The organism is Rhodococcus baikonurensis, from assembly GCF_040489275.1.
Taxonomy (GTDB): domain Bacteria; phylum Actinomycetota; class Actinomycetes; order Mycobacteriales; family Mycobacteriaceae; genus Rhodococcus_F; species Rhodococcus_F baikonurensis.
Genome location: NZ_JBEUOQ010000022.1, coordinates 19,637 through 41,509, shown reverse-complemented (window position 1 = coordinate 41,509; position 21,873 = coordinate 19,637). Strand labels below are relative to the sequence as shown.

The window sequence follows — 21,873 nt, the reverse complement described above, 5'->3', positions numbered from 1 at the left end:
GCGCTTCACGTGACCACTTCCGCTGATACACAAGCATTCATCGCGTCCGTCATGGCCGGGCTGACCGGTCCCGGTGGCCCTTTCGAGATGCAAGTCGAGGACGTACTTGGCAGCTCGATGCCCGTCATGAAGAACCGTGACAAGGCACTCGGCGACGTGCTCGCTGCATCCTTCGACTACGGATCACGCGACTACCTGGTGGCCAAGGACCGACGCTTCAGCTACCTCGAGCACGGCGAGGCCGTAGCAGCATTGGCCACGGCGCTGCGCGAGCGGTACGGCGTCCGCAAGGGCGATCGGGTGGGCATCCTCGCCGCCAATACGCCGGAATGGGTGATGACCTTCTGGGCGGCTCAGGCGCTGGGTGCGATCGCAGTAGGGTTCAACTCGTGGTGGGTGGCGCGTGAGGTGCAGTACGGAATCGATCACACCACTCCTACTGTCGTGATCGCCGACGCCAAACGCGCACAAGTTCTTTCCGAGCTGAACACCGATGTTCCCGTGCTCACGATGGAAGAAGATCTACCGGCTCTGATGGAGAAGTACTCGGGATCGCCACTCCCCCGAACCACGGTCGACGAGGACGATCCGGCTGTGATCCTGTATACGAGCGGAACCAGTGGGCGCCCGAAGGGGGCAGTTCACACTCACCGAAACGTGTTGGCCGTCATCGACTACCACCGCTACAGCGATCGCCTCGCTGCGGCGTTCACCGGAAAACCCAGCGATGGCAGACCAAGCGACTTGCGGTATCTGCTGACCGCACCGCTGTTTCACATTGCAAGCCTGCATAACCTGGCGATCCCACGACTCGCAACGGGCGGGGCCGTGGTCATCCACCAGGGCGCCTTCGACGTCGACGAGGTCCTTTCCCTCGTCGAACGCGAGAAGGTCACCAACTGGGCGGTGGTCCCCACCACGGCAACCCGACTCCTCGAACACGGCGATATCGAGAAGTACGACCTGAGCTCACTGAGTGCCTTTGCATTGGCGTCAGCGCCGTCGTCCCCGGCCTTGCAGGAACGCCTGCGTGCACGCCTGCCTTTTGCGCAGCACACCTTGGTAGACAGCTACGGGCTCACCGAATCCTCTACTGGCATTTCGGTTGCCACGCCACCGGAACTTGCCGCGTTCCCCGGAACTCTCGGCCGGCCGATCATCGGTGTGAGCGTGGAGGTCCGAGACGCCTTCGGGAGTGCAGTCCCCGACGGGGAGGAGGGTGAAATCTGTGCGCGAAGCCCCTACGTGATGTTGGGATACTGGAACGACGAGACCGCGACGGCTGCCGCTATCGGTCCTGATCGGTGGCTCCGAACCGGCGACTTCGGAGTTCTCGAAGACGGCCGGCTCCGCCTGACGGGCCGCCGGTCCGACCTGATCCTGCGCGGCGGCGAAAACGTCTACCCCGTCGAAATCGAGCAAACCATCGACGAGCATCCCGCAGTCCTCGAATGCGCTGTGATCGGCATTGATTCGGCAGACCTCGGCCAGGAAGTGGCGGCCGTTGTCGTTCTTCGCAACGAGGGAGAGGCGACCGAAGAAGAACTACGCGACTATGTCGCCGAAAAGCTCGCCTACTTCAAGGTGCCGGTGAAGTGGAAACTGAGCACAACTCCTCTGCCCCGCAATGCAACCGGGAAGACCATCCGCGCAAAGGTGGCTATCTCATGACCTATGACGCCGTGATCAACAACGGTCTGTGGTTCGACGGCACCGGGGCGAAAGCAGCTGTCCGAAATCTGGGCATCCGAGGCGGGTTGGTCACCGCCATCTCGCTCGATCCACTCGACGAAACCGGCTGTCCCCGTGTCATCGACGCGCGGCGCAAGTGGGTGATCCCGGGCATCGTAGACATCCACACTCACTACGACGTCGAAATCCTCGAGGGGCCGGCGCTCAGCGAATCTCTCAGACACGGAGTCACGTCGATCTTTGTCGGATCGTGTTCCCTGTCCACCATTCACGCCAGCCCGTCGGACGCCGGCGATCTTTTCGGCAGAGTCGAGGCGATTCCGCGCAAGCACGTTGTCGATGCACTCACGCGGGCCAAGACCTGGAACTCCGCGCGTGAATACATCGCGGCGCTCGAGTCACTTCCGTTGGGACCCAACGTCGCAGCATTCATCGGGCACTCCGACATGCGAGCCGCGGAGATGGGATTGGACCGTGCAACGCGGAAGGATGTGCACCCCACCGACTCCGAACTCGCGTCGATGGAAGCACAATTGACCGAGGCGCTTGACGCCGGATTCGTTGGGATGTCCAGTCAGCAATTATTGTTCGACAAACTCGACGGCGAGACCTGCCGCTCACGCACACTGCCGTCGACGTATGCAACCACGAAGGAACGACGTCGACTCAATGCGATTCTCCGCCGTCGGGGACGGGTATTTCAGGCTGGACCTGACCTCTCCAACCCCATGAGTACCGGTGCAATGGCGTTCTCCAGCGCCGGCCTGTGGCGCAAGCGACTCAAGACGAGCATGCTCTCGGCGGCTGATATCAAGTCCAACAAGTTGGCCGTGGTGATCCTCGGTCCGCTGGCGCATCTGGTCAATCGACTCGGCGGCGACCTGCGCTGGCAGCACCTACCGGTTCCCTTCGAGGTGTACGCCGACGGCATCGACCTGGTTGTCTTCGAGGAGTTCGGATCCGGCGCTGCAGCACTGCATCTGACCGACGAGATGGAGCGCAACGTTCTGATGCAGAGTGAGGAGTACCGGCGACAGTTCCGCAAGGACTACGACCAAAAGTTCGGTGTCAAAGTCTGGCATCGAGATTTCTTCGACGCCGAAATCGTCTCCTGCCCCGACGAATCCCTGCTCGGCAAGAGCTTCGGACAGGTCGGCGTCGAGCGCGGAGGCCTCCACCCGGTCGACGCCTTCCTGGATCTGGTCCTCGAGCACGGCACGAAGGTGCGCTGGCGCACAACCATCTCCAATCACCGGCCGGAGATTCTGGACAAGTTCGCCCAGGACAACGGTGTCCAACTCGGGTTCTCCGACGCCGGAGCACATTTGCGCAACATGGCGTTCTACAACTTCGGCTTACGACTACTCCGACGTGTCTACGACGCCCAAAAGGTCGGGCGGCCGTTCATGACCGTCGAGGCAGCCGTGCATCGTCTCACCGGTGAACTGGCCGAGTGGTACGACGTGGATGCCGGGCACCTTCGATTAGGTGACCGCGCCGACCTGGTTGTGATCGATCCCGCCCACCTCGACGATTCACTCGAGACGTACGCGGAGAGTCCAGTTGTGGAGTACGACAATCTCTCCCGCATGGTCAATCGCAACGACCAGACTGTCACCGCAGTGTTCGTCGGCGGCGAGTACGTCTTCGGAGACGGAGAAGCAGCACCCGTTCTCGGCAACCGCCGGACCGGAAAGTTCTTGAAAGCAGGTGCTCATTAACACGTCCAGATTCGCCGGAAGAACCGCAGTCGTCACTGGCGCAGCCTCGGGGATCGGCGCGGCCATCGCACTACGACTTATCAGCGAAGGCGCACGGGTGGCCGGAATAGACATCGCGGCAGAGGGTTTGAAGGAGACAGCGTCCCAGCACGGCGCGTCTTTCCTCGCCGTTCCCGCTGACGTCACCAAGGAATCCGATGTCGCCGGGGCTATTGCCGCTGCGGCAGCGGAATTCGGCGGTATCGATCTGGCTTTCAACGTTGCCGGGGCGTCGAGGGTGGGTCAGATCGTCGACCTCGACGAGGCCGACTGGGACTTCACCATCGACCTGGTGCAGAAGGGCGTCTTCCTCTGTACCAAACATGAAGCTCGACATATCCGAGAGCACGGGCGCGGCGGTGCGATAGTCAACGTTTCCTCCCTCAACGCGCACGTACCGAGCCCTTACGGGAGCGCGTATGCGACGGGTAAGGCCGGGGTCGAGATGTTCAGCAAGAATGCCGCGATCGAACTGGCGGCGTCGAAAATTCGGGTCAATGCAGTTCTGCCCGGCCTGGTCGACACCCCGTTGGTCGCACCGGTCATGAACTACGAGCCTGCCCGCGACATGTTTCTGAGCCGAATCCCCATGTTCCGAGCGGCAACTCCCGACGAGATCGCCGGACCGTGCCTCTATCTCGCCAGCGACGACGCCTCGTACATCACCGGAACCAGCCTGGTCGTCGACGGCGGCTGGGAGGTCTCGAACTACCCGGATCTGACGACGCTGGGCAATTAGTTCAGTTACCGGGCAACACACATTGAGTGTCGAGGCCGAGGACGTGGTTGAGCCGACCGAAGGCCAACCACGATCCGAGGCACATGCTCAACTCGACGATTTCTCGCTGGGAGTAGTGAGCTGTCATACGTTCCCAGAACTCGTCGTCGAGTCCGTGGTGGTCGAGAGCGTATCTCTCGGCGTATTCGGCAGCGAGGCGTGTCCTGTCGTCGAAGGCATCGGTGGTGCGCCAGTCCGTGACAGCCTGATCGAACGTCGATTCCACTGTCTCGCCGTCGCGCTCGGTGCGCCAGTCCTGACAGAAGATGCATCCGTTGATCTGAGCAATCCGAAGCCTGGCCGCCTCGAACTCGCGGAGTCCGAGAGTGCCGTCCGTGTAGACCTTTTGGGAGAAGCCGGCGGCCGCGGGCCCGATGCCTGGGACCATCTCGCCCCACACGTAGCCGATCGGATTCTTGCCTTCGGGTATGTCGATGTTCATGTGAGTACCTCCGAGTTTCGGGCACCGAGCTTGCCGACGCCGGGTGTGAGCGGAACGTCCAGCGCGTCGTAAAGACCGGGTTCAGCCTGACGAAGCCACGGAATTGCGTTGACGAGACGTCCTACAGCCGTGGCATTTCCGCCGGCTGCGCGGTTTCCACCTTCATCGGTGGCCTCGACGTTGATCTCGATACGTGGTCGTCCTTCGACGATCACCTTGTGCGCACCATCCCCACCGTCGGGCGGAAGCGGCCAATCGCGGGCACAGGACGGATGAATACGCGTGACGTGTTCGATCACGATCAAGGGTTCCCCGCCGACGATTCCCTGAACCTCGAATCGCAGTGCGCCCTGGGTGCCGGCCGCGAACTCCCCCATATGGTCGGTCGACACGGTTTCCTCGAGCGGGCGGCGCAGCAAGGTCTCGCGGATCTCGTCGAGTTCCACCCCGAGCGCCCGGGCGATGAGCCGAATCTGGCCGCCCCAGACCATGGTGGGCACACTCGGCGCGACCATGGGAGGTTCGTAGTCCATCGGCTGACCCATCCCGATCAGGTAGCGGACCGAATCCGGCTGTTCGTAGGTCGTGTAGTCGAAAATTTCCTGACACCGGATCTGGTCGATTGTCCCCGCAAGCCCGCTGACGAGAATCGGCAGGATGTCGTTGCCCCAGCCTGGGTCGATGCCGGAGACGAACAGAGCGCCGCCGCCTGCCTTGGCTGCAGCTTCGACGGGATCACGAAGCTCGGAGGGTGCAGATTTCGGGTCGTACAGCGCGTATACGGACGGCGTGACCACCACAGCTCCGGCGGCCAGCGCCCGCGTGATGTCTGCAACCGCGTCATCGGGCCGAATGTCACCGGAAGCCGCGTAGACCACCGCGCCCGGGGACCCTGCGAGCACGGCATCGGCATCATCGGTCGCCGCGACGCCCAGGTGCACTCCCAGATCGGCGAGATCACCGGCGTCTCGTCCGACCTTCGCCGGGTTGGCAACGATGACGCCGACGAGTTCGAGGGCAGGATTGGCTGTCACAGCGCGAATCGATGCACGCCCGACATTGCCCGTACCCCACACGGCGGTCGGAATCTTGGACTCGGCTTCATTCGAAACTGCACCCATCAACCGGACATTACCCAGCTCAGCGCGTCAGGTCAGCAGAATTGCAAGAATTCGTTTCACTTCATCCGGCCAAGAATGCCATTGCCTGCGCAGTCAGTGCGCCGTCACCGCGTCTCCGGTAAGTCTCGGCGGGCCGGCCGTTACCCGGCCTACTCATCTCGCCGGTACTTTCGAGCGCGTCGAACACCTGCCGGCGGAAGCTGTCCTTCTGAAACGGACGATCGAAGATCACCTCGTACAGTCCCCGAAGTTCGGCGACGGTGAACGATCCTCCCGACAATCCGTCCGGATCCACGTACGACGCGTACCTCGTGCGGAGGTCCGTGACCGCGAGTCGCACCATGTCGGCGTGATCGAACGCGAGTCCGCTCACTGCTTCGTCGTCGTACACATCGACGAGAAGTGCCGAATCGGGCAGAGCCGATTCCGGTAGGCCCACGGTATGCGCGACCGACAGAACCCAACCGCGATCGTCGCGGTCAGGTCGGTCGAAGATCGCCAACTGGCGAAAGTCCGTCCGAGCCAAGTCTGCCTTGACCGACAATGCACGATCAGCTGCGGCCGTGAGCAACTCGCGTTCGTGGAGAAAAGTTCCCGGTAGCGCCAGCGAGCCCAGACGGTGCCGAACAACCAGAACCTTCAGGGATTCACCGCTGTACGTCAACACCGCGACGTCCACTGCCACGGACGGACGCGGGTAGTCCGATAATGCCCTGCCGCTCGTGTCTGTCCATTTATTCACCCTTGCATGTTATCTCAAACATGATCTATGGTTAGCGCAAAGTTGATCAAACGATCTCCGCGAACTTGAAAAGGTGGCTATGAAACTCACCGCACAGCAGTCCGATCGAGCGGCCGGCGTTCTGCTCGGCACCGCAGCAGGCGACGCACTCGGCGCCGGGTACGAATTCACCTATCCGAACACCGAGGTCACCATCGACATGATCGGCGGCGGTCCGTTCAACTGGGCGCTGGGAGAATGGACCGACGACACCTCGATGGCAGTTTCAATCGCCGAGGTGGCCGCGACAGGAATCGACATCGGCGGCTCTGATGGCCTCGATGCCATTGCAGCACAGTTCATCCGGTGGTACGACTCGAAGCCCGCAGACATCGGCAACCAGACGCGAGCGGTATTGTCTACCCGCTCCGAAAGCGCAGCCGTCATGGCGGATCGTGCGCGGGCGATCAGCGGCCGCAAGGCCGGCAACGGCTCGCTCATGCGCACCGCTCCCGTCGCCCTCGCCTACTTGGACGATGCAGAGCGAGCCAGGTCGGCCGCGCACCGGATCAGTTCACTCACGCATGACGACCCGCGCGCCGGACAGGCGTGCGAGTTGTGGACCCACGCCATCCGCCATGCCGTTGTCGCCGGCAACTTCGAGGGGGCTCGCGACTTCCTCTCCGTTGCCGATCAGGAGGTCGCCGAATACTGGGGCCCGCTGCTCGATCAGGCCGAAACCGGGAAACCTCAGGACTTCTCCAAGAACGGTTGGGTGGTGCATGCACTTCAAACCGCTTGGTGGGCCATCACTTCCACGGACAATGCCGATGCTCGCCACCTCCAGTACGCGCTGGAAGCAGCCGTGCGAGCCGGCGGGGACACCGACACGACTGCGGCCATCGCGGGTGGCCTCCTCGGCGCCCGTTGGGGAGCGTCGGCGGTTCCCGCCCGGTGGCGCCGGATCATGCACGGCTGGCCGGGATACCGTTCCTCCGATCTGGTTCGCCTGGCGATCAAGACTGCTCGCGGCGGCACCGACGACAAGAACGGTTGGCCGTCGACGGCAGAACTCGATTACTCGCGGTTCCGCGGAACCCACCACCTGACCACGCACCCGCACGACGACGGCGTCCTGCTCGGCGGCGTCGATGCGGTGTCCACTGCGGACTACGACGCTGTGGTCAGCCTGTGCCGCATGGGAACACGGCAGGTCTGCTCCGATCACGTCGAGTTCTGGTTGGTCGACGATGGTCCCGATTCCAACGCCAACCTCGAGTTCGTCCTCGACGACGCAGCGCGCACCGTCCAGGCGTTGCGGGCTGAAGGCAAGCGCGTACTCCTTCATTGCGTTCAGGCACACAGTCGCACACCGTCGGTTGCGGCGCGATACTCGATGTTGATCGGACGTGACCCCTACGACGTACGCTCGGCTATGCCGTGGGCTCGCCCCAAGCGTGAACTCTGGACCACGGCCCTCGGAAACACGGCCCTCGGAAACACGGCCGTTGGAAACACGGCCGTTGGAAACACAGGAGGATCCATGCCCGCTATTACCGTCGTCGAAGGCGACATCACGACGCTGACCCTCGACGCCATCGTCAACGCGGCCAACTCCAGGCTCCTCGGCGGCGGCGGTGTCGACGGCGCGATCCACCGCGCCGGCGGACCGGAGATCCTGAAAGCTTGCGAGGTATTGCGCAACACCAGCCTCCCCGACGGCCTGCCGGTGGGTGCGGCCGTAGCCACCACCGCGGGAAAGCTCCACGCCAAGGCCGTGATTCACACCGTCGGCCCGAGGTATTCACGATCCGAGGACCGATCCGGATTGCTTCGGTCGGCGTACACGCGCAGTCTCGCCGTTGCAGACTCGATCGGTGCACGAACCGTCGCCTTTCCGTTGATCTCGGCAGGGGTCTACGGCTGGCCGAAGGAAGATGCGGTCCGACAGGCCGTTTCAGCGATTCGCGCGGCGAAGACCGACGTCGAGACGGTCACACTGGTCGCATTCAACAAGGAGACGGCAGACCTGATGCGCCGCGCGATCGCTTGAACACCAGCGGCGCAGTCAGCCGTGCACCAGACGTGATACCAACTCGGTACGTGAATGCACGCTCGACTTTCGATATACGTGCTGGAGATGGCTCTTCACGGTCGGGACGCTGATGAACAGCGCACGGGAGATGTCGAGATTGCTCGCACCCTGTGCCAGGAGTTCGACGACATCACGCTCCCGAACAGAAAGCTTCCAATGTTCGGGTACTGCAGAAGAATCCGGTGCACTGGGGAATTGGCGCAGCATGCAGTAGGACTGTTCAACGAATCCATGGGACTTCTGCAGAAATTGGACCTCTTCCCTCGAGAAGTCACCGTCACGAGAACTTCGGAGCAAGGACACCCCGGCCACGATACGTCCGGCATGCCGTAGATACAGCTCAGCCTCGTATCGATACCCCATCGGGCGAAAGAAGCCTGCGTAGTAGTCGGTCTTGTCGAACCGCTGGCCGATGTCGTTCGACGTTGCGAGGTCGGCACCCGACTCGGCGAACCTACGCGGATGAAAAGGGTCCAACTCGTGGAAGTGACCGGTGTATCGGCCATTCTCTTCAGGGCAAACCCGATCGAACACGTGGGTGTCGGCATTCATGCCGCGATCAACGGAGTAGAAGACCATCCCGGACACGCGGACAAACCTGGCAAGAAACTCCATCGCGTTGCGTTTGAATTCGGTGTTGCGTGCGAAATCGTGGTTGCACCTGATCGGTTGGGGATTCGGTTCAACGAATTCCGACTGAACCACCGACATATCGCACTCCTCCACAACGAACCGGTACGACGCTACCTCTGGCCATAATCACTGGTCAAGACCAATCGGAGTTCATCCTTTCGGATGATTCTCGCCCAGGTGGGCCACTCATAGAGTGCTACTACCTGGCGAGCCACACGCGGTGGACTCGTCGAGATGTACGGAGGTAGGTCCACGTGAGCAAAACACTCATCCGATCGTCGAAGGTCCTGACATTCGACGATGCGAACCCTGTCGTGGAAGCGGTACTCGTGGACAATGGCGTGATCCTCGACTTGGGCAGATTCTCCGACCTGGTCGAGTCCGCCGGCCCGAACACCCAGATCATGGAAGCCGGCGAAGCGGTCGTCATGCCAGGACTCATCGACACGCACCCACACGTCATGCACTTCGGCGCACTACGAGGCGGCCTTGTCGATCTGAGCGATGCCGTCGATCATGCCGATATCGTCGAACGAATCCGTGCTCGCGCAGTGGTCACAGCGCCCGGTGAGTGGATCATCTGCACGCCCGTCGGTGAAGCTCACTACTTCATCCGCAGATCGTGGCGCGACCTTGCCGAGCGACGGTTGCCCGACCGTCACGCCCTCGACCAGGCAACAACCGACCACCCGGTGCTCATCCAGGCGTGGGCACCACGTACCCCGAATATCGTGGCGTTCAACAGCGCCGGCCTACGTACTGTCGGTCTGTCGGACTTCATTCCCGATCGCGTGTGTGATGTGGAGATCGACAAGGACGAAGCAGGACGTTTGACGGGAATACTTCGCGGGCCGGTGAACAACTACTACACCTACGACCCGTTCTGGGGGCAGATCCTTCTCAAGCTCCCACCACTCGATCCCGATCACGCAGTCCCCGGAGTACTCGACGAAATGGCTCGCTTCTCCGCTCGCGGCGTCACCACTTTGTACGAGGGACACGCTATGGAACCAATCCACATACAGATGTATCGACATCTCCGTGCAGCTGACTTGCTCACCATCCGGGTCCAGGCGACTCACGATGTGGAGTCGGTCATCTTCTACCCCTTCGAACCGTTGTCGTCGCACGAGTTCGACGATCGATTGAAATCGCTTGCGCCACAGTCATCCGATACTGCCGACGACATGTTTCGAATCGACGGTATGACCATCAGCCCTGGGGGGCCCTGTTTTGCAGGGCATTTCGCCATGCACGAAAGCTATACCGACCCTTTCGGCAGACCCACCAAGGGGAATCGCTTCGTCTCACTGGAGAAAGAAGAATCGTACGTCCGATTCTGCGCGGAGAACGGCATCCGGGCAAACATCTGTATCGGCTCCTACCGTGAGCATGACGACTTTCTCGAAATCGCCGAGCGTGTCGTCACCGAACACGATTTTCGAGACAAGGCGTGGATTCTGCAGCATGCGATCACTGTCAGCCCGGACCACGTTCGCCGTTACAAAGCACTCGGGTTCCAGATCACCACTTCTGTCGGGTTCGCATGGGGCAAGGGTGCTGTGTACGAAGAGCGAATCGGCCGACACGTCTGGCGTGACATGGTCCTCTTGAGACGTCTACTCGACGCAGGCCTCGACGTCTCCGGCGGGTCTGACTGGGGACCGAAGAATCCCTGGGAACAGATTGCACTTGCGCAGACGCACGAGATTGCCGGCACCGATCTGAGAAACGACGGTCCAGACCAGGTCATCAGTCGCCAGGAATCTCTCGCCATGTGGACAACAAGCGCTGCGAAGATCCTCGGATGGGACGGAATCGGATCCATCAGCCCCGGCAATCACGCGGACCTCATCTTCGTCGACCGCGACCCGTCGACCTGCGATCTCGATGACTTGAAGAACACCCGAGTACATCGAACCATGCTGGGCGGAAACATAGTTCACGACGACGCCGTCCTCCCTGCTGCCGAGAGGGTTCTTCGATGAAGCCGAACGAGTACATCGAACATGACGCTACGGGGCTCGCCGAACTGATTCGCGACAAGCGGGTATCCGTCGACGAAGTTCACGAGGCAGCACGCACCGCGGTCGAAGCCGTCAATCCGACGCTGAACGCCGTGGTCGACGGCCCGTGGGATCGCGCTCTCGATTACAACGAACAGGGACTGTTTGCGGGGGTTCCCTTTGCACTCAAGGATTTTGCCGTACACGCGGCTGGAGTCCCGACCCGGTTCGGAAGTCGGCTTGCGGGCGAAGGGGCAATCTTTCCCCACGACACCGAACTCATGACACGATTCCGGGCCGCAGGATTGGCTGCTGTGGCAGTGACCGCCACACCGGAATTCGCATTCAACGGAAACACCGAACCTGTTGCTCAAGGCTCGACGCGCAATCCGTGGGACACCAAACGCAGCGCCGGTGGATCGAGTGGCGGATCAGCAGCATTGGTCGCAGCGCGAGCCCTTCCCATCGCTCACGCTACCGACGGTGGAGGGTCGATCCGAATTCCTGCGTCCGCCAACGGGTTGGTGGGTCTGAAACCGAGCCGAGGCCGTGTACCAGTAGGCCCTGACTCGAGCGAGCCACTCTCAGGGCTGGGGGCTGAGTTGGGGCTCACCCGATCGGTGCGTGACTGCGCAGCGTTACTCGATGCCGTGAGCGGGCCGGCCCCCGGAGACAAGTACGTGATCCGTGATCCCGCGCGGCCATACACCGACGAACTCAACCGCTCACCGGGGCGTTTACGCATTGCGATCCACACTCAGTCGTGGTCCGGAGACCCGGTGGACATCGAGGTCGCGAGTGCCGTGTCCGCTGTCGGCACGGTCCTCGAGGGACTCGGCCATCACGTCACACCCGACACGCCGGCCTTCGACTGGGATCAGTTCGTCGAAGCCAACCTGCCGGTCTGGAGTGTCTCTCTTGCCGAAGGCGTCGACGCGCTTGCCGGAGCCTTCGGCGTGACCCCCGGACCCGAAAATCTCGAGGCGACAACCTTGGCCTGCGCGGAGTACGGGCGCCGAGTCACGGCCATTCAGCTCGCCGGAGCGCTCAATGTCCTCAACCAGGTATCCCGTACGGTCGGAACCTTCTTCACGAATTACGATCTGCTGCTCACCCCGACACTCGGTGAGCCACCCCAATTATTGGGCAAACTCGATTCCAATGACGCATCACTCTCCCCGATCGAATGGACTCGCAAGTTGTTCGGCATCTGTTCGTTCACTCCACTTTTCAATGCGACGGGCGGACCCGCAATCAGCCTGCCGCTCGGTTCCACGCGCTCGGGGTTGCCTATCGGTGTTCAACTGGCCGCACCCATGTGTGAGGAGGGCTCCCTGATAGCGGTTGCATCTCAATTGGAGAAGTTGTTACCGTGGGCGCACCGCATACCGGAAGTGAACGCCGGTGAATGCTGACACGGCCGCAACTCCGATCGCACCCTATACAGCGATTGGTCTCTCGACAGTGGTGCGCAACATCGAACGCCGATCACACATAATCGCGAACCTCGACGTAGTGGAGGAAGCGATTCACGCTGCGGTGTCAACGGTTTCGATCAACATTCCTGTCAAACTGATTGCATTGGCAGAAGGCGCCTTGACCGGATTCGGGGACGAAGTCTTCGACATACCTCATGTGAAGGCCGCGCGCGAGATGTTCATCGACATCCCCGGCCCCGAGACAGACCGACTCGGCGGACTTGCCAAGCAATACGGGGTTTACATCATCGCTCAATGCAAGGCGCGGTGGCCCGAAGTCATGGCCGATCGCTTCTTCAACTCCATGGTGGTGATCTCCCCGACGGGCGAGGTGGTACATCGCGCCACGAAGAATCACGTGTGGTGCCGCGAGCGTTCCTGCACGCCGCATGATGTCTACGACCGCTGGACAGAACTGTTCGGCGACGGCATCGACGCATTTTATCCCGTCCTGCATACCTCGGACATCGGTTCGATCGGTACGATCTGCTGCAGCGACGGAGAGTATCCGGAAGCAGTACGCGCCTTGGCTTTTCAAGGTGCCGAGGTCGTGTATCGTCCGAGCGAGGCGGTTCCGATGACGCAATCAGGACCTGACCCAGGGGGAACGTGGCTACTCCAGAACCGTGCACACGCGCATTTCAACAGCCTGTACATGATCTGCCCGAACACCGGACCGGTATATTCGACTCAGTCGGCGACACAGTCATTCGACATTGCCGGAGGAAATTCACATGTCGTGGATTACAACGGAGCGGTACTCGGCCACACCGTCTCCGGGCACAATTCGTTCGTGTCGGGTGTGATCGACATCGAAGCATTGCGCCAGTTCCGCGTCTTGAACCTGAACTCAAATTGGCTCAAAGACCTCCGTACCGAACTCTTCAGCCGTATGTACGACGAACCCATTCATCCTGCAAACCTATGGCTCGAGAGTGATCCCGTTCTCCATGCCGAAGCCGACGAGATTTACCGGGCCAACATCGCCCGACTGCTCACCCGCGGGGCATACCGGAAGCCCGCATACGACTGCCGCAGCGCCCACATCACACCACGTTGAAGCGCTGCAGACCGGGCTGGAGGGTGGAGAAATTTCACCGGTTGGACGTTTGTCCAACAATTTGTCCGATTCGCATATTTCGCGGCGCGCTCTGTGTTCTACTCCTCTCCAGGGTTTGAGCTGGTGGTGAGCAAACGACAAAGACGTATTCGCTTCTCTGTCAGCTCGAGGCCGGTTCCCGGACCCGGCTTCAAGCCGAGAGCTCGATCTTTTCGAGCGCTACTCAAGGAGAATGTGAATGGTGTCGACGTTGATGCGCCGAGGAGTGGGGGTGGCTGCGTCCTTGACCGGATGCGTTGCCCTGGTCGTCGGCGGAGCGGGAGTGTCATCCGCCGCTGATGTGAACCTTCCGTTCACGGCGTCGTGTCACGGGTGGCAGTTCCCCGGCCCGATCACACACAACGAGACACGCGATTCCGGCGTCACGATCAGTGCCCCGACCGTGGTTCCGCCGAACTCCACCTTCACCTACCGCCTTGCCCCCAAGCCGATGACGGTCCCCAAAGACGGCTACGACCTCAGGTCGGTCGTGAACTGGACGCGTCTCAAGTTCGATTTCGACATTCCTGCGGGCACCACCTTCGTGGGAGCGCAGATCGTGGCCGGGACCAGCTCGAATCTGGGTGGGGTCGCTCCCTCGGTCACTCGTGTGAACGATGCCGGTTCACCCGATCCGAATGGGACGCATCTTCGTATCTCGGGCAACAACATCACCGCGGGCAACGGACCGAATACCGACGACAACGGCGGCGGCGGAATCGAAGTCGGTGGAGGAAAGACGTTCCAGCTCCCGGCAGTCGACGTCACCGTCACGTCCGGGGCCGTCGGCACCCAGATCAAGCCCATGCTCCGCGTTTCCGATACCAACTCGGGTTCCTACGACAGTGCCGCCAACTACCTGACCTTCCTGCAACAAGAGACCCTGCTCGGCGGCGTCAAGTACTGGCTGACCACCAATTGCTCACCACGCGACAACCGTTCGGCCGGATTGAACGCTGGCGGCCAGCCACTCGCCGTGATCAATGTCGACTCCAGCCTCGCCCAGACACAGACGCGAATCGACGCACCCGGTAAGGCTGTCGTCGGCGACTCCGTCGAGTTGACGGCAACGGTCACTCCTTGGCCGTCGGGAGGAACGGTGCAGTTCCGTGACGGAGGGGTCGATCTCGGCGCTCCGGTGGCCGTCGTCAACGGCGTCGCGAAGGCCAACCGCACGATGACAACAGCAGGCGACCACAACATCACGGCGTACTACACGGGATCTGCAGGCTTCATGGAATCGATGTCGGGCGCCGTGACGATCAACGTCGTCGAGCCATCCGAGCCCGAGCCTGGCACCGGTAGCCTCGGCAGCCTTGGTACCCCTGGATTCGGGTCGTGAAAACTGTGAACAGAAACCAGGATTCGTCGATGAACTCGAAACTCATCCGCGGCTCTGCGATTGCAACCGTCTCGGTACTGGCCGGCGGCTTGTTCTCCATCGTCGGCGGCGGAATCGCCTCTGCTGCCCCCGAGACCAAGAGCGTGGCCTTCACAACTGCATGCCATGTGCGCGAGATGGACGGTGTGGCAAGCCCGATCACGTTCAACGAGACGCTCGGCTCGGGGGTCACCATCACCGCGCCGACCACCGCGGCACCGGGTGAGACCGTCACCTACCGCGTGCAGCCGAACGAGATGAAAGCAAACAGCGGCGGCCATGCCAGCCGTGGAGTCGTGCATTGGGCCCGAATCAAGTACGACTTCGACATCCCGTCGGGCGTCGAATTCGTGAGTTCCCAGCTTGTGGCGGACAGTGCGTACGGCCTCGGATCCGACAGTGCCACTCCAACAGTCACACGGATCGACGACGGCGGTAATCCATCGACATCCGGAACGCACCTGCGTATCTCCGGATCGAATCGGACCACCGGAAACGGTCCGTCCTCCGCGGTTCGATCGAGTGACGGCATCATCGTCGGCGCCAACACCAAGTTCCGACTCCCTGCAGTCGACGTCACGGTCAAAGCCGGTGCGGCCGGTAGCGAGATCAAGCCTTCGCTGAGAGTTTCCGATCCCGGCTCCGCCAACTACGACGACGACCGCAATGCGCTCACCTTCGTCCAGCGCGAAAAGGACGTCTTCGGCGTCAACTACTGGGAGCGCTACAACTGCTCCCCGAGGGACAACCGGAACTCCGGCCTCAACGCCGGCGGGCAGGCTCTGACGACGATCTACGTCAGCCAACCGACAACGACCACGATCCAGATGCCCGGCTCGATCCAAGCCAGCACTCCGACAGAGCTTGTCGCGAAGGTGGATCCGGCTCCGGTCACTGGAAACGTTCAGTTCAGGGTGGACGGCGCTGACGTCGGTACACCTGTCACGCCCGGTGCCGACGGCACTGCCCGGCTACCGCATACCTTCTTCACCGCCGGAACCGCGCGGGTCTCCGCAACGTTCCAGGGAGTCAACGGATTCCAGAGTTCCAACTCGACAGAGGCGATGGTCACGGTGACTGCCGCCCCTGTCGTCAAGCAGACCGACACTGCCGTGAACGTTCCTACCGATGCAAAGACGGGCGTATCGGTGTCGCTGAGGGCGCAGGTCACGCCGACACCCACCGGCGGCACTCTCCAGTTCAAGGACGGCGCTGCTGATATCGGTGCTCCGATCCCGGTGGGCGCTGACGGCAAGGCCACTCTCGAACATGCTTTCACCTCGGCAGGATCTCACGCAGTGTCGGCCTACTACTCCGGCGCAACAGGTTTCATGCCGTCGATGGCATCGGCCCAAACGGTCACCGTGTCCGATCCCGCGCCGTCCGATGTCACCACCTCGACCTCACTGGCAGCACCCGCGACGGCCAAGCAGAATGTCGCGGCAGAACTTTCCGCGACGGTCGCTCCCAATCCGGGCGGAGGCTCGGTTCAGTTCTTCGACGGTGACCAACCCATCGGACAGCCCGTTGTCGTCGGAGGTGATGGTGTGGCGCGACTGACCCATGCTTTCGCATCGACTGGTGATCATCGGATCACGGCGTCTTTCGCGGGGCGAAGTGGATTCACACAGTCCGCGTCCGACGAATCCGTCGTCAAGGTCTCTGCTGCGCCTGACGATGGCGGGAACGGCGGCTCGGGCAGCCTCGGTTCACTGAGCGGTCTCTTCGGTTCCTGATCGTATTTCGCTCGACACTGTTGCCGCTGCACCGATTCGGAGCAGCGGCAACAGCATGTCACGGCTGTAGTCATAGCACTGATTGATTTATCGATGGAGCACAGGTGTCCAGGAATTCTCTTTCTCGACGGTCCTTTCTCGCCGCCGGGGTCGGTGCGACTGCAGTCGCCGCCGCTTCCCTTCTGCCACCGTCCCTTCAGCGCGCACTGGCAACGCCCGCAAACTCCGGTGGGCTCGATTCGATCGAGCATGTTGTCCTTGTCATGCAGGAGAACCGATCTTTCGACCACTACTACGGCGCACTGAGGGGTGTTCGCGGGTTCGGGGATCCGAATGCGTTGCGTCTACGCAGCGGTCACAGCGTCTTCGAACAACCCGGGCCTACCGGTCCTGTGCTCCCCTTCCCCATCCGCGATTCCGCTGCGGCACAACGCATGGACACCCAGAACGTCACCGGGCTGGATCACAGCTGGGCGGGCGGACATGCCGCACTCGCCGACGGCTGGCACGACGGCTGGGTAGCAGCAAAGACCAGCACGACGATGGCCTACTACGACCGGCAAGACATCCCATTCCATTACGAACTGGCGGACGCGTTCACGATCTGCGATGCCTACCACTGCTCCGTGCCGACCTCGACGAGCCCGAACCGGAACTACTGGGTCTCGGGATACACCGGATACGAGCCACTTTCGCCCAATCCAACCGAGTCGATCCTGCCCTCGGATCCACCCGGCCCCGAGGGAAGAGCTGTCACCAACGCGGCCTACAACCCCTGGCACGCCGGCTACGGATGGAAGACGGTCCCCGAGCGGTTGCAGTCCGCCGGCATTTCCTGGAAGACCTACCAGGAGTGGGACAACTTCGGAGACAACAACCTCGAATACTTCACTGCCTTCAAGAAAGTGGCGGCAGGGCTGCTTGGCCGACCGAGCCTGCTCCCTTTCGAACTGCAGACCCTGGCCGGGTTCTATCTCGCGCTGCCGTCGATGCCGGCTCCGGTCCAGGATGCAGCGGTACTGGCCCTCGAGGATGCCGCAGACCAACTGTCGCCTGCTGATCGCCAACTCTACGATCGCGCGCTGTACCGATCCCGGCCCGGCACACTGGCCGCCGAGTTCAGGAAAGACGTCGAGTCGGGTCGACTGCCGCAAGTCAGCTATCTCGTTCCGTCCGAGATGGATTCGGAGCATCCGTCGGGATCGTCACCCGCGGCGAGCGCAACACTGCTCTATCAAGTGCTCGACGCCGTCGCCTCGGATCCGGATCTGTGGGCCAAGACGGCCGTGATCGTCAACTTCGACGAGAACGACGGTTACTTCGACCATGTACCGCCGCCTCGACCGCCGCGCTCGATCGAAACCGAATGGGTCGGCAATCAGCCGCTCGGTCTCGGCCCGCGGGTGCCGATGACGATCATCTCGCCGTGGACTGTCGGCGGTTTCGTTTGTTCCCAGGTTTTCGACCACACGTCCGTCACACAATTTCTGGAGAAGCGGTTCGGAATCACGCAACCGGAAATCGACCCGTGGCGACGCACGGTGAGTGGTGACCTGACGTCGGCGTTCGACTTCGCCAACCCGCGTAGCCGACCGACGGTGTCCCGTCCGCAACCCACCCCGCCACTGGAACCGCGCTGGACGCCAACCCCACCCACCGAACAGAGAATGCCCCTGCAGGAGAGCGGTACTCGACCTGCGCGGGCACTTCCCTATCAGCCCGACGCTCACATGAGCGTAAACCCTGGCGCCGGCTCGTTGACGCTCCATCTGGCCAATACCGGTGCCGCGTCCGCACACCTGGCCTTGTACCCGTATGCGCGAGAGTTCGACGAGCCGCGACATTACGACGTCGAGGGCGAGATCGACGACACCGTTGCGCTCAACGAACGCGTCTACAACCTGACCCTGTTGGGTCCCAACGGGTTCAGACGAGAGTTCGGCGGAGCGACCGACAGCGCGGCGGCCGCGCTCGACGTCTCCACCACCGTCGACGCAGGGTCGCGCACTCTCATGCTGTCCGCGACAAATTCCGGAAGTCGTGCACTGTCGGTCAATGTGGACGGGGACCGACGAAAACTCGCTGCCGGGGCACGCGGTCGGTGGACGGTGATGTCGGTGGACGGTTGGTATCAGGCCACCGTGACAGTCGACGAAGATCCTGAATTCAGGCGCGTACTCGTCGGGCACATCGAAAACGGGCGGACCAGTGTCAGCCAACCGACGTGAATCAACACCCAGCGATCGAGTCCAGACCCGAATTTCCAGTGGAACAAGTCAATCCATCCACACTTTTTGTAGGAGGCTATCCGTGCGTCGCATCCCGCTCTCGGCACTGATCATCGCAGGCTCGCTGGTTCTGGGCAGCGGCATAGCCGCTGCCGAAGGTAGCCTGCCCATGCCCGGCAGTGCCGGTGGCACGGACGTGCCGCCGTCATATCTGACCGACGACGCCGGCCGCTCTCTGATCCTGCGAGGGTTCAACACGGCGTCGAGCGCAAAAAGCGCTCCGGACGGCATGCCGAAGTTCACCGAAGCCGACCTCGAGCGCGAACACGCGGACATGGGAACAAATTTCGTGCGGTTCCTGATCTCCTGGCGATCGGTGGAACCCGAACCGGGACAGTACGACCAGGAATATCTCGACCGCGTCGAAGACCGGGTCAGCTGGTACGCCGACCGCGGCTACAAGGTCATGCTCGACATGCATCAGGACGTCTACTCCGGCGCGATCACTCCCGAGGGCAACAGTGGAAACGGCGCCGGCAACATCGGCAACGGCGCACCGGCCTGGGCGACCTACATGGACGGCCTTCCGGTCAGCCCTCAAGACCGGTGGGAGCTGTATTACATCCAACCCGGTGTGATGCGTGCATTCGACAACTTCTGGAACACCACGGGCCAACACCCCGAACTGGTCGAGCACTACGCGAATGCCTGGCGGGCGGTGGCCGAGCGCTTCGCAGGCAATGACACCGTCGTGGCCTACGACCTGATGAACGAGCCGTGGGGCGGTTCCCTGCAGGGCCCCGCATTCGAAGGTGGACCACTCGCCGCCCTGTATCAGCGAACCACCAACGCCATCAGGGAAGTTGATCAGGACAGTTGGGTATGTGTGGCTCCGCAGGCGGTCGGCGTCAACCAAGGTGTTCCCAGCGGGCTCACCAAGATCAACGATCCACGTGCCGGCGAGCAGCGTATCGCCTACTGCCCGCACCTGTATCCGCTGCCCCTCGACCTCGGTGACGGATACTCGGGCCTCTCACGCACTCTCACCGACGCGACCATCGACACCTGGCGCGACAGCGTCGAACACATTGCGGGCAACGTACTCGGCGGCGCTCCGATCATTCTCGGCGAATTCGGGCTCGACACAACACTGCCCGGCGCAGGCGACTACATCGACCGCGTCTACACGACCGCCCGAGAACTCGGCGCGGGCGTGTCCTACTGGTCGAGTGATCCCGGGCCCTGGGGTCCGTATCTCCCCGACGGAACACAGACGATCCTCTTCGACACCCTGAACAAGCCGTATCCCCGCGCCGTCGCGGGCACACCCACCGAATGGTCCTCGACCGTTGACCGTCTCCAGCTGACGTTCGCCCCGGACCCCGCGGTGACGGCACCGACCGAGATCTATCTACCTGAGAGCGGCTTTCCCGGCGGCGTCGACGTCGCGGGTGCCGACATAGTGAACTGGGATTCCCAAAGCCGCCTCCTCACAGTGGAAACCGCGGACGACACGGGTCCCGTCACAGTCACGGTCACTCCGGCGGCCTGATCTCGAGAGTCGAAGTTCCTGGATATCCGTCCCGTTCTTTCGTAACGTACACACGACGGGTGATCAGCCGACGGAAGGCGAGTATGTCCACGGAGAAGATGTCTGTCCAAGATCGTGTTGCGCGGGTGGTTCTCGATGTCGTCGGCGCCTTACCGACCGGCGCGCAGCGCATTCTCGGTGGCAAGCCGAAGGAGATCGACGGGCAGACTCTGCACCCGGAGATCCAGCTTGCGCTGCGATTGCTCTCGGCAGTGGAAGGTACGAGCTTCGAGAATCTTCCGGTCGAAGAGGGACGCGCTCAGATCGACGCCGAATCACGGCTGTTCGGCGGTACACCGATCGACATCGAGACGGTTCGTGACCTCGAGATCCCGTGCGGGGATCACGCAATTCCCGCTCGGCTGTATCGCCCGGCCGGAGTCTCCACGCCCGCTCCACTTTTGGTGTACTTCCACGGCGGCGGGTTCGTCCTCGACAGCCTCGAAAGCGGCGACAGTGTGTGCCGCTTCCTGGCCCGACACGGCGAAATCAGCGTGTTGTCGGTGGACTACCGGCTTGCGCCCGAGTTCCCGTTCCCGGCCGGGGTCGACGACGCCGTCGCCGCCTTTCGGTACTGCGTCGAACATGCCGCAGAACTGGGCGCGGATCCGAGATCCATTGCGGTGGGCGGAGACAGCGCCGGCGGGAACCTCGCTGCCGTCGTCGCGCAGTCCACGACCGAAGACGCCGTCAAGCCCGTCTTCCAACTGCTCTTCTTTCCCTGGGTCGACCTCTCGTCGAAGCGTCCGTCGCACAGGATGTTCGGCACCGACTTCTTTCTCACCGACGCCCAACTCGATTGGTATGCAGCCCATTACCTGTCGGGTGGCGCTTCGGCTCTCGACCCGCGAGTCTCGCCGCTGCTCACTCCGGACCTGGCCGGACTGCCGCCCGCGTACGTTGCGGTAGCCGGTTTCGACCCACTACGCGACGAGGGCGAGGCGTATGCGAACCGGCTGCGAGAGGCCGGAGTTCCGGTCGCACTGAGGCGTCACAGCGGATTGATCCATGCCTTCGTCAACACCACCGGCGTCGGCCATACCGGGCAAGACGCGATGTTCGAGGCCTGCGGCGCTCTACGGGTGGGACTCTCGGGCCCGCATTGACGGCAG

General features: G+C 62.2%; 16 protein-coding genes and 1 pseudogene. 13 read left to right on the top strand and 4 right to left on the bottom strand.

The features are described from left to right. The first annotated feature begins 9 nt into the window (after positions 1–9). Genes casG through ABWI03_RS30505 form a run of 3 tightly spaced genes read left to right on the top strand, consistent with a single transcriptional unit; the run spans position 10 to position 4,191 of the window. Positions 10–1,671 carry a steroid-24-oyl-CoA synthetase gene (gene casG, locus ABWI03_RS30515; protein WP_353799023.1) on the top strand — a complete coding sequence of 554 codons (1,662 nt, stop codon included), beginning with the start codon at positions 10–12 and terminating at the stop codon, positions 1,669–1,671. Further along, entirely contained in the window at positions 1,668–3,413 is a 1,746-nt protein-coding gene (locus ABWI03_RS30510; RefSeq protein ID WP_298775745.1) for an N-acyl-D-amino-acid deacylase family protein, read from the top strand. Before casG ends, ABWI03_RS30510 begins: the two co-directional genes overlap by 4 nt. After that, on the top strand, positions 3,403–4,191 hold the full coding sequence (locus ABWI03_RS30505) for an SDR family NAD(P)-dependent oxidoreductase (protein WP_298775743.1): 789 nt from the start codon (positions 3,403–3,405) through the stop codon (positions 4,189–4,191). The genes ABWI03_RS30510 and ABWI03_RS30505 overlap by 11 nt, the downstream gene beginning before the upstream one ends. A gap of 1 nt (position 4,192) precedes the next feature. On the opposite strand, the gene ABWI03_RS30500 is transcribed toward ABWI03_RS30505, so the two are convergent. The 3 genes from ABWI03_RS30500 to ABWI03_RS30490 all read right to left on the bottom strand — a co-directional run bounded on the left by ABWI03_RS30500 (position 4,193) and on the right by ABWI03_RS30490 (position 6,535). Continuing rightward, a complete protein-coding gene (locus ABWI03_RS30500) occupies positions 4,193–4,672 on the bottom strand; it encodes a carboxymuconolactone decarboxylase family protein (protein ID WP_019745891.1) in 480 nt (159 codons plus the stop codon). Continuing rightward, positions 4,669–5,793: an NAD(P)H-dependent amine dehydrogenase family protein gene (locus ABWI03_RS30495; RefSeq protein ID WP_298775738.1), complete on the bottom strand. Its 1,125-nt coding sequence runs from the start codon at positions 5,791–5,793 to the stop codon at positions 4,669–4,671. The genes ABWI03_RS30500 and ABWI03_RS30495 overlap by 4 nt, the downstream gene beginning before the upstream one ends. Positions 5,794–5,854: 61 nt before the next feature. Beyond that, positions 5,855–6,535, bottom strand: coding sequence for an NUDIX hydrolase (locus tag ABWI03_RS30490; RefSeq protein ID WP_166809915.1), 681 nt, complete (start codon positions 6,533–6,535; stop codon positions 5,855–5,857). Between the two features lie 79 nt (positions 6,536–6,614). Between ABWI03_RS30490 and ABWI03_RS30485 the strand changes: the two are divergent. Together ABWI03_RS30485 and ABWI03_RS30480 are read left to right on the top strand one after the other, a co-directional pair. Then, positions 6,615–7,496: pseudogene (locus tag ABWI03_RS30485) on the top strand (ADP-ribosylglycohydrolase family protein); the annotation flags it as partial. 561 nt (positions 7,497–8,057) lie between these two features. Continuing rightward, the gene (locus ABWI03_RS30480; protein ID WP_296554066.1) at positions 8,058–8,567 is read left to right on the top strand and encodes an O-acetyl-ADP-ribose deacetylase; all 510 of its coding nucleotides are present in this window, start codon (positions 8,058–8,060) and stop codon (positions 8,565–8,567) included. Positions 8,568–8,582: 15 nt separating this feature from the next. On the opposite strand, the gene ABWI03_RS30475 is transcribed toward ABWI03_RS30480, so the two are convergent. Further along, positions 8,583–9,320: a helix-turn-helix transcriptional regulator gene (locus tag ABWI03_RS30475; RefSeq protein ID WP_298775734.1), complete on the bottom strand. Its 738-nt coding sequence runs from the start codon at positions 9,318–9,320 to the stop codon at positions 8,583–8,585. Positions 9,321–9,496: 176 nt separating this feature from the next. Here ABWI03_RS30475 and ABWI03_RS30470 point away from each other — a divergent pair, with 176 nt between their 5' ends. From ABWI03_RS30470 to ABWI03_RS30435, 8 genes are all read left to right on the top strand, one after another. Beyond that, positions 9,497–11,230 (top strand): amidohydrolase, encoded by a 1,734-nt coding sequence (locus ABWI03_RS30470; protein ID WP_298775732.1) that lies wholly within the window; start codon positions 9,497–9,499, stop codon positions 11,228–11,230. Beyond that, positions 11,227–12,663, top strand: coding sequence for an amidase (locus ABWI03_RS30465; RefSeq protein WP_298775730.1), 1,437 nt, complete (start codon positions 11,227–11,229; stop codon positions 12,661–12,663). Before ABWI03_RS30470 ends, ABWI03_RS30465 begins: the two co-directional genes overlap by 4 nt. Continuing rightward, the gene (locus tag ABWI03_RS30460) at positions 12,653–13,786 is read left to right on the top strand and encodes a nitrilase-related carbon-nitrogen hydrolase (protein ID WP_209910377.1); all 1,134 of its coding nucleotides are present in this window, start codon (positions 12,653–12,655) and stop codon (positions 13,784–13,786) included. Before ABWI03_RS30465 ends, ABWI03_RS30460 begins: the two co-directional genes overlap by 11 nt. A gap of 238 nt (positions 13,787–14,024) precedes the next feature. Further along, the gene (locus tag ABWI03_RS30455) at positions 14,025–15,167 is read left to right on the top strand and encodes an Ig-like domain-containing protein (protein WP_124567159.1); all 1,143 of its coding nucleotides are present in this window, start codon (positions 14,025–14,027) and stop codon (positions 15,165–15,167) included. 29 nt (positions 15,168–15,196) lie between these two features. Beyond that, positions 15,197–16,942, top strand: coding sequence for an Ig-like domain-containing protein (locus tag ABWI03_RS30450; RefSeq protein ID WP_298775723.1), 1,746 nt, complete (start codon positions 15,197–15,199; stop codon positions 16,940–16,942). A 104-nt stretch (positions 16,943–17,046) separates the two neighbouring features. Next, positions 17,047–19,170 carry a phosphocholine-specific phospholipase C gene (locus tag ABWI03_RS30445; RefSeq protein ID WP_298775720.1) on the top strand — a complete coding sequence of 708 codons (2,124 nt, stop codon included), beginning with the start codon at positions 17,047–17,049 and terminating at the stop codon, positions 19,168–19,170. Between the two features lie 82 nt (positions 19,171–19,252). Further along, a complete protein-coding gene (locus ABWI03_RS30440; protein WP_298775717.1) occupies positions 19,253–20,722 on the top strand; it encodes a cellulase family glycosylhydrolase in 1,470 nt (489 codons plus the stop codon). Between the two features lie 83 nt (positions 20,723–20,805). Further along, a complete protein-coding gene (locus ABWI03_RS30435) occupies positions 20,806–21,867 on the top strand; it encodes an alpha/beta hydrolase (RefSeq protein WP_298775715.1) in 1,062 nt (353 codons plus the stop codon). Positions 21,868–21,873 lie beyond the last annotated feature (6 nt).

What these genes read in the sequence shown, in the direction of transcription:
- ABWI03_RS30510 (WP_298775745.1), top strand. Translation starts at nt 1,668, where the DNA reads ATGACCTATGACGCCGTGATCAACAACGGTCTGTGGTTCGACGGCACC.
- ABWI03_RS30500 (WP_019745891.1), bottom strand. Translation starts at nt 4,672, where the DNA reads ATGAACATCGACATACCCGAAGGCAAGAATCCGATCGGCTACGTGTGG.
- ABWI03_RS30495 (WP_298775738.1), bottom strand. Translation starts at nt 5,793, where the DNA reads ATGGGTGCAGTTTCGAATGAAGCCGAGTCCAAGATTCCGACCGCCGTG.
- ABWI03_RS30480 (WP_296554066.1), top strand. Translation starts at nt 8,058, where the DNA reads ATGCCCGCTATTACCGTCGTCGAAGGCGACATCACGACGCTGACCCTC.
- ABWI03_RS30475 (WP_298775734.1), bottom strand. Translation starts at nt 9,320, where the DNA reads ATGTCGGTGGTTCAGTCGGAATTCGTTGAACCGAATCCCCAACCGATC.
- ABWI03_RS30465 (WP_298775730.1), top strand. Translation starts at nt 11,227, where the DNA reads ATGAAGCCGAACGAGTACATCGAACATGACGCTACGGGGCTCGCCGAA.
- ABWI03_RS30455 (WP_124567159.1), top strand. Translation starts at nt 14,025, where the DNA reads ATGGTGTCGACGTTGATGCGCCGAGGAGTGGGGGTGGCTGCGTCCTTG.
- ABWI03_RS30450 (WP_298775723.1), top strand. Translation starts at nt 15,197, where the DNA reads ATGAACTCGAAACTCATCCGCGGCTCTGCGATTGCAACCGTCTCGGTA.
- ABWI03_RS30435 (WP_298775715.1), top strand. Translation starts at nt 20,806, where the DNA reads ATGTCCACGGAGAAGATGTCTGTCCAAGATCGTGTTGCGCGGGTGGTT.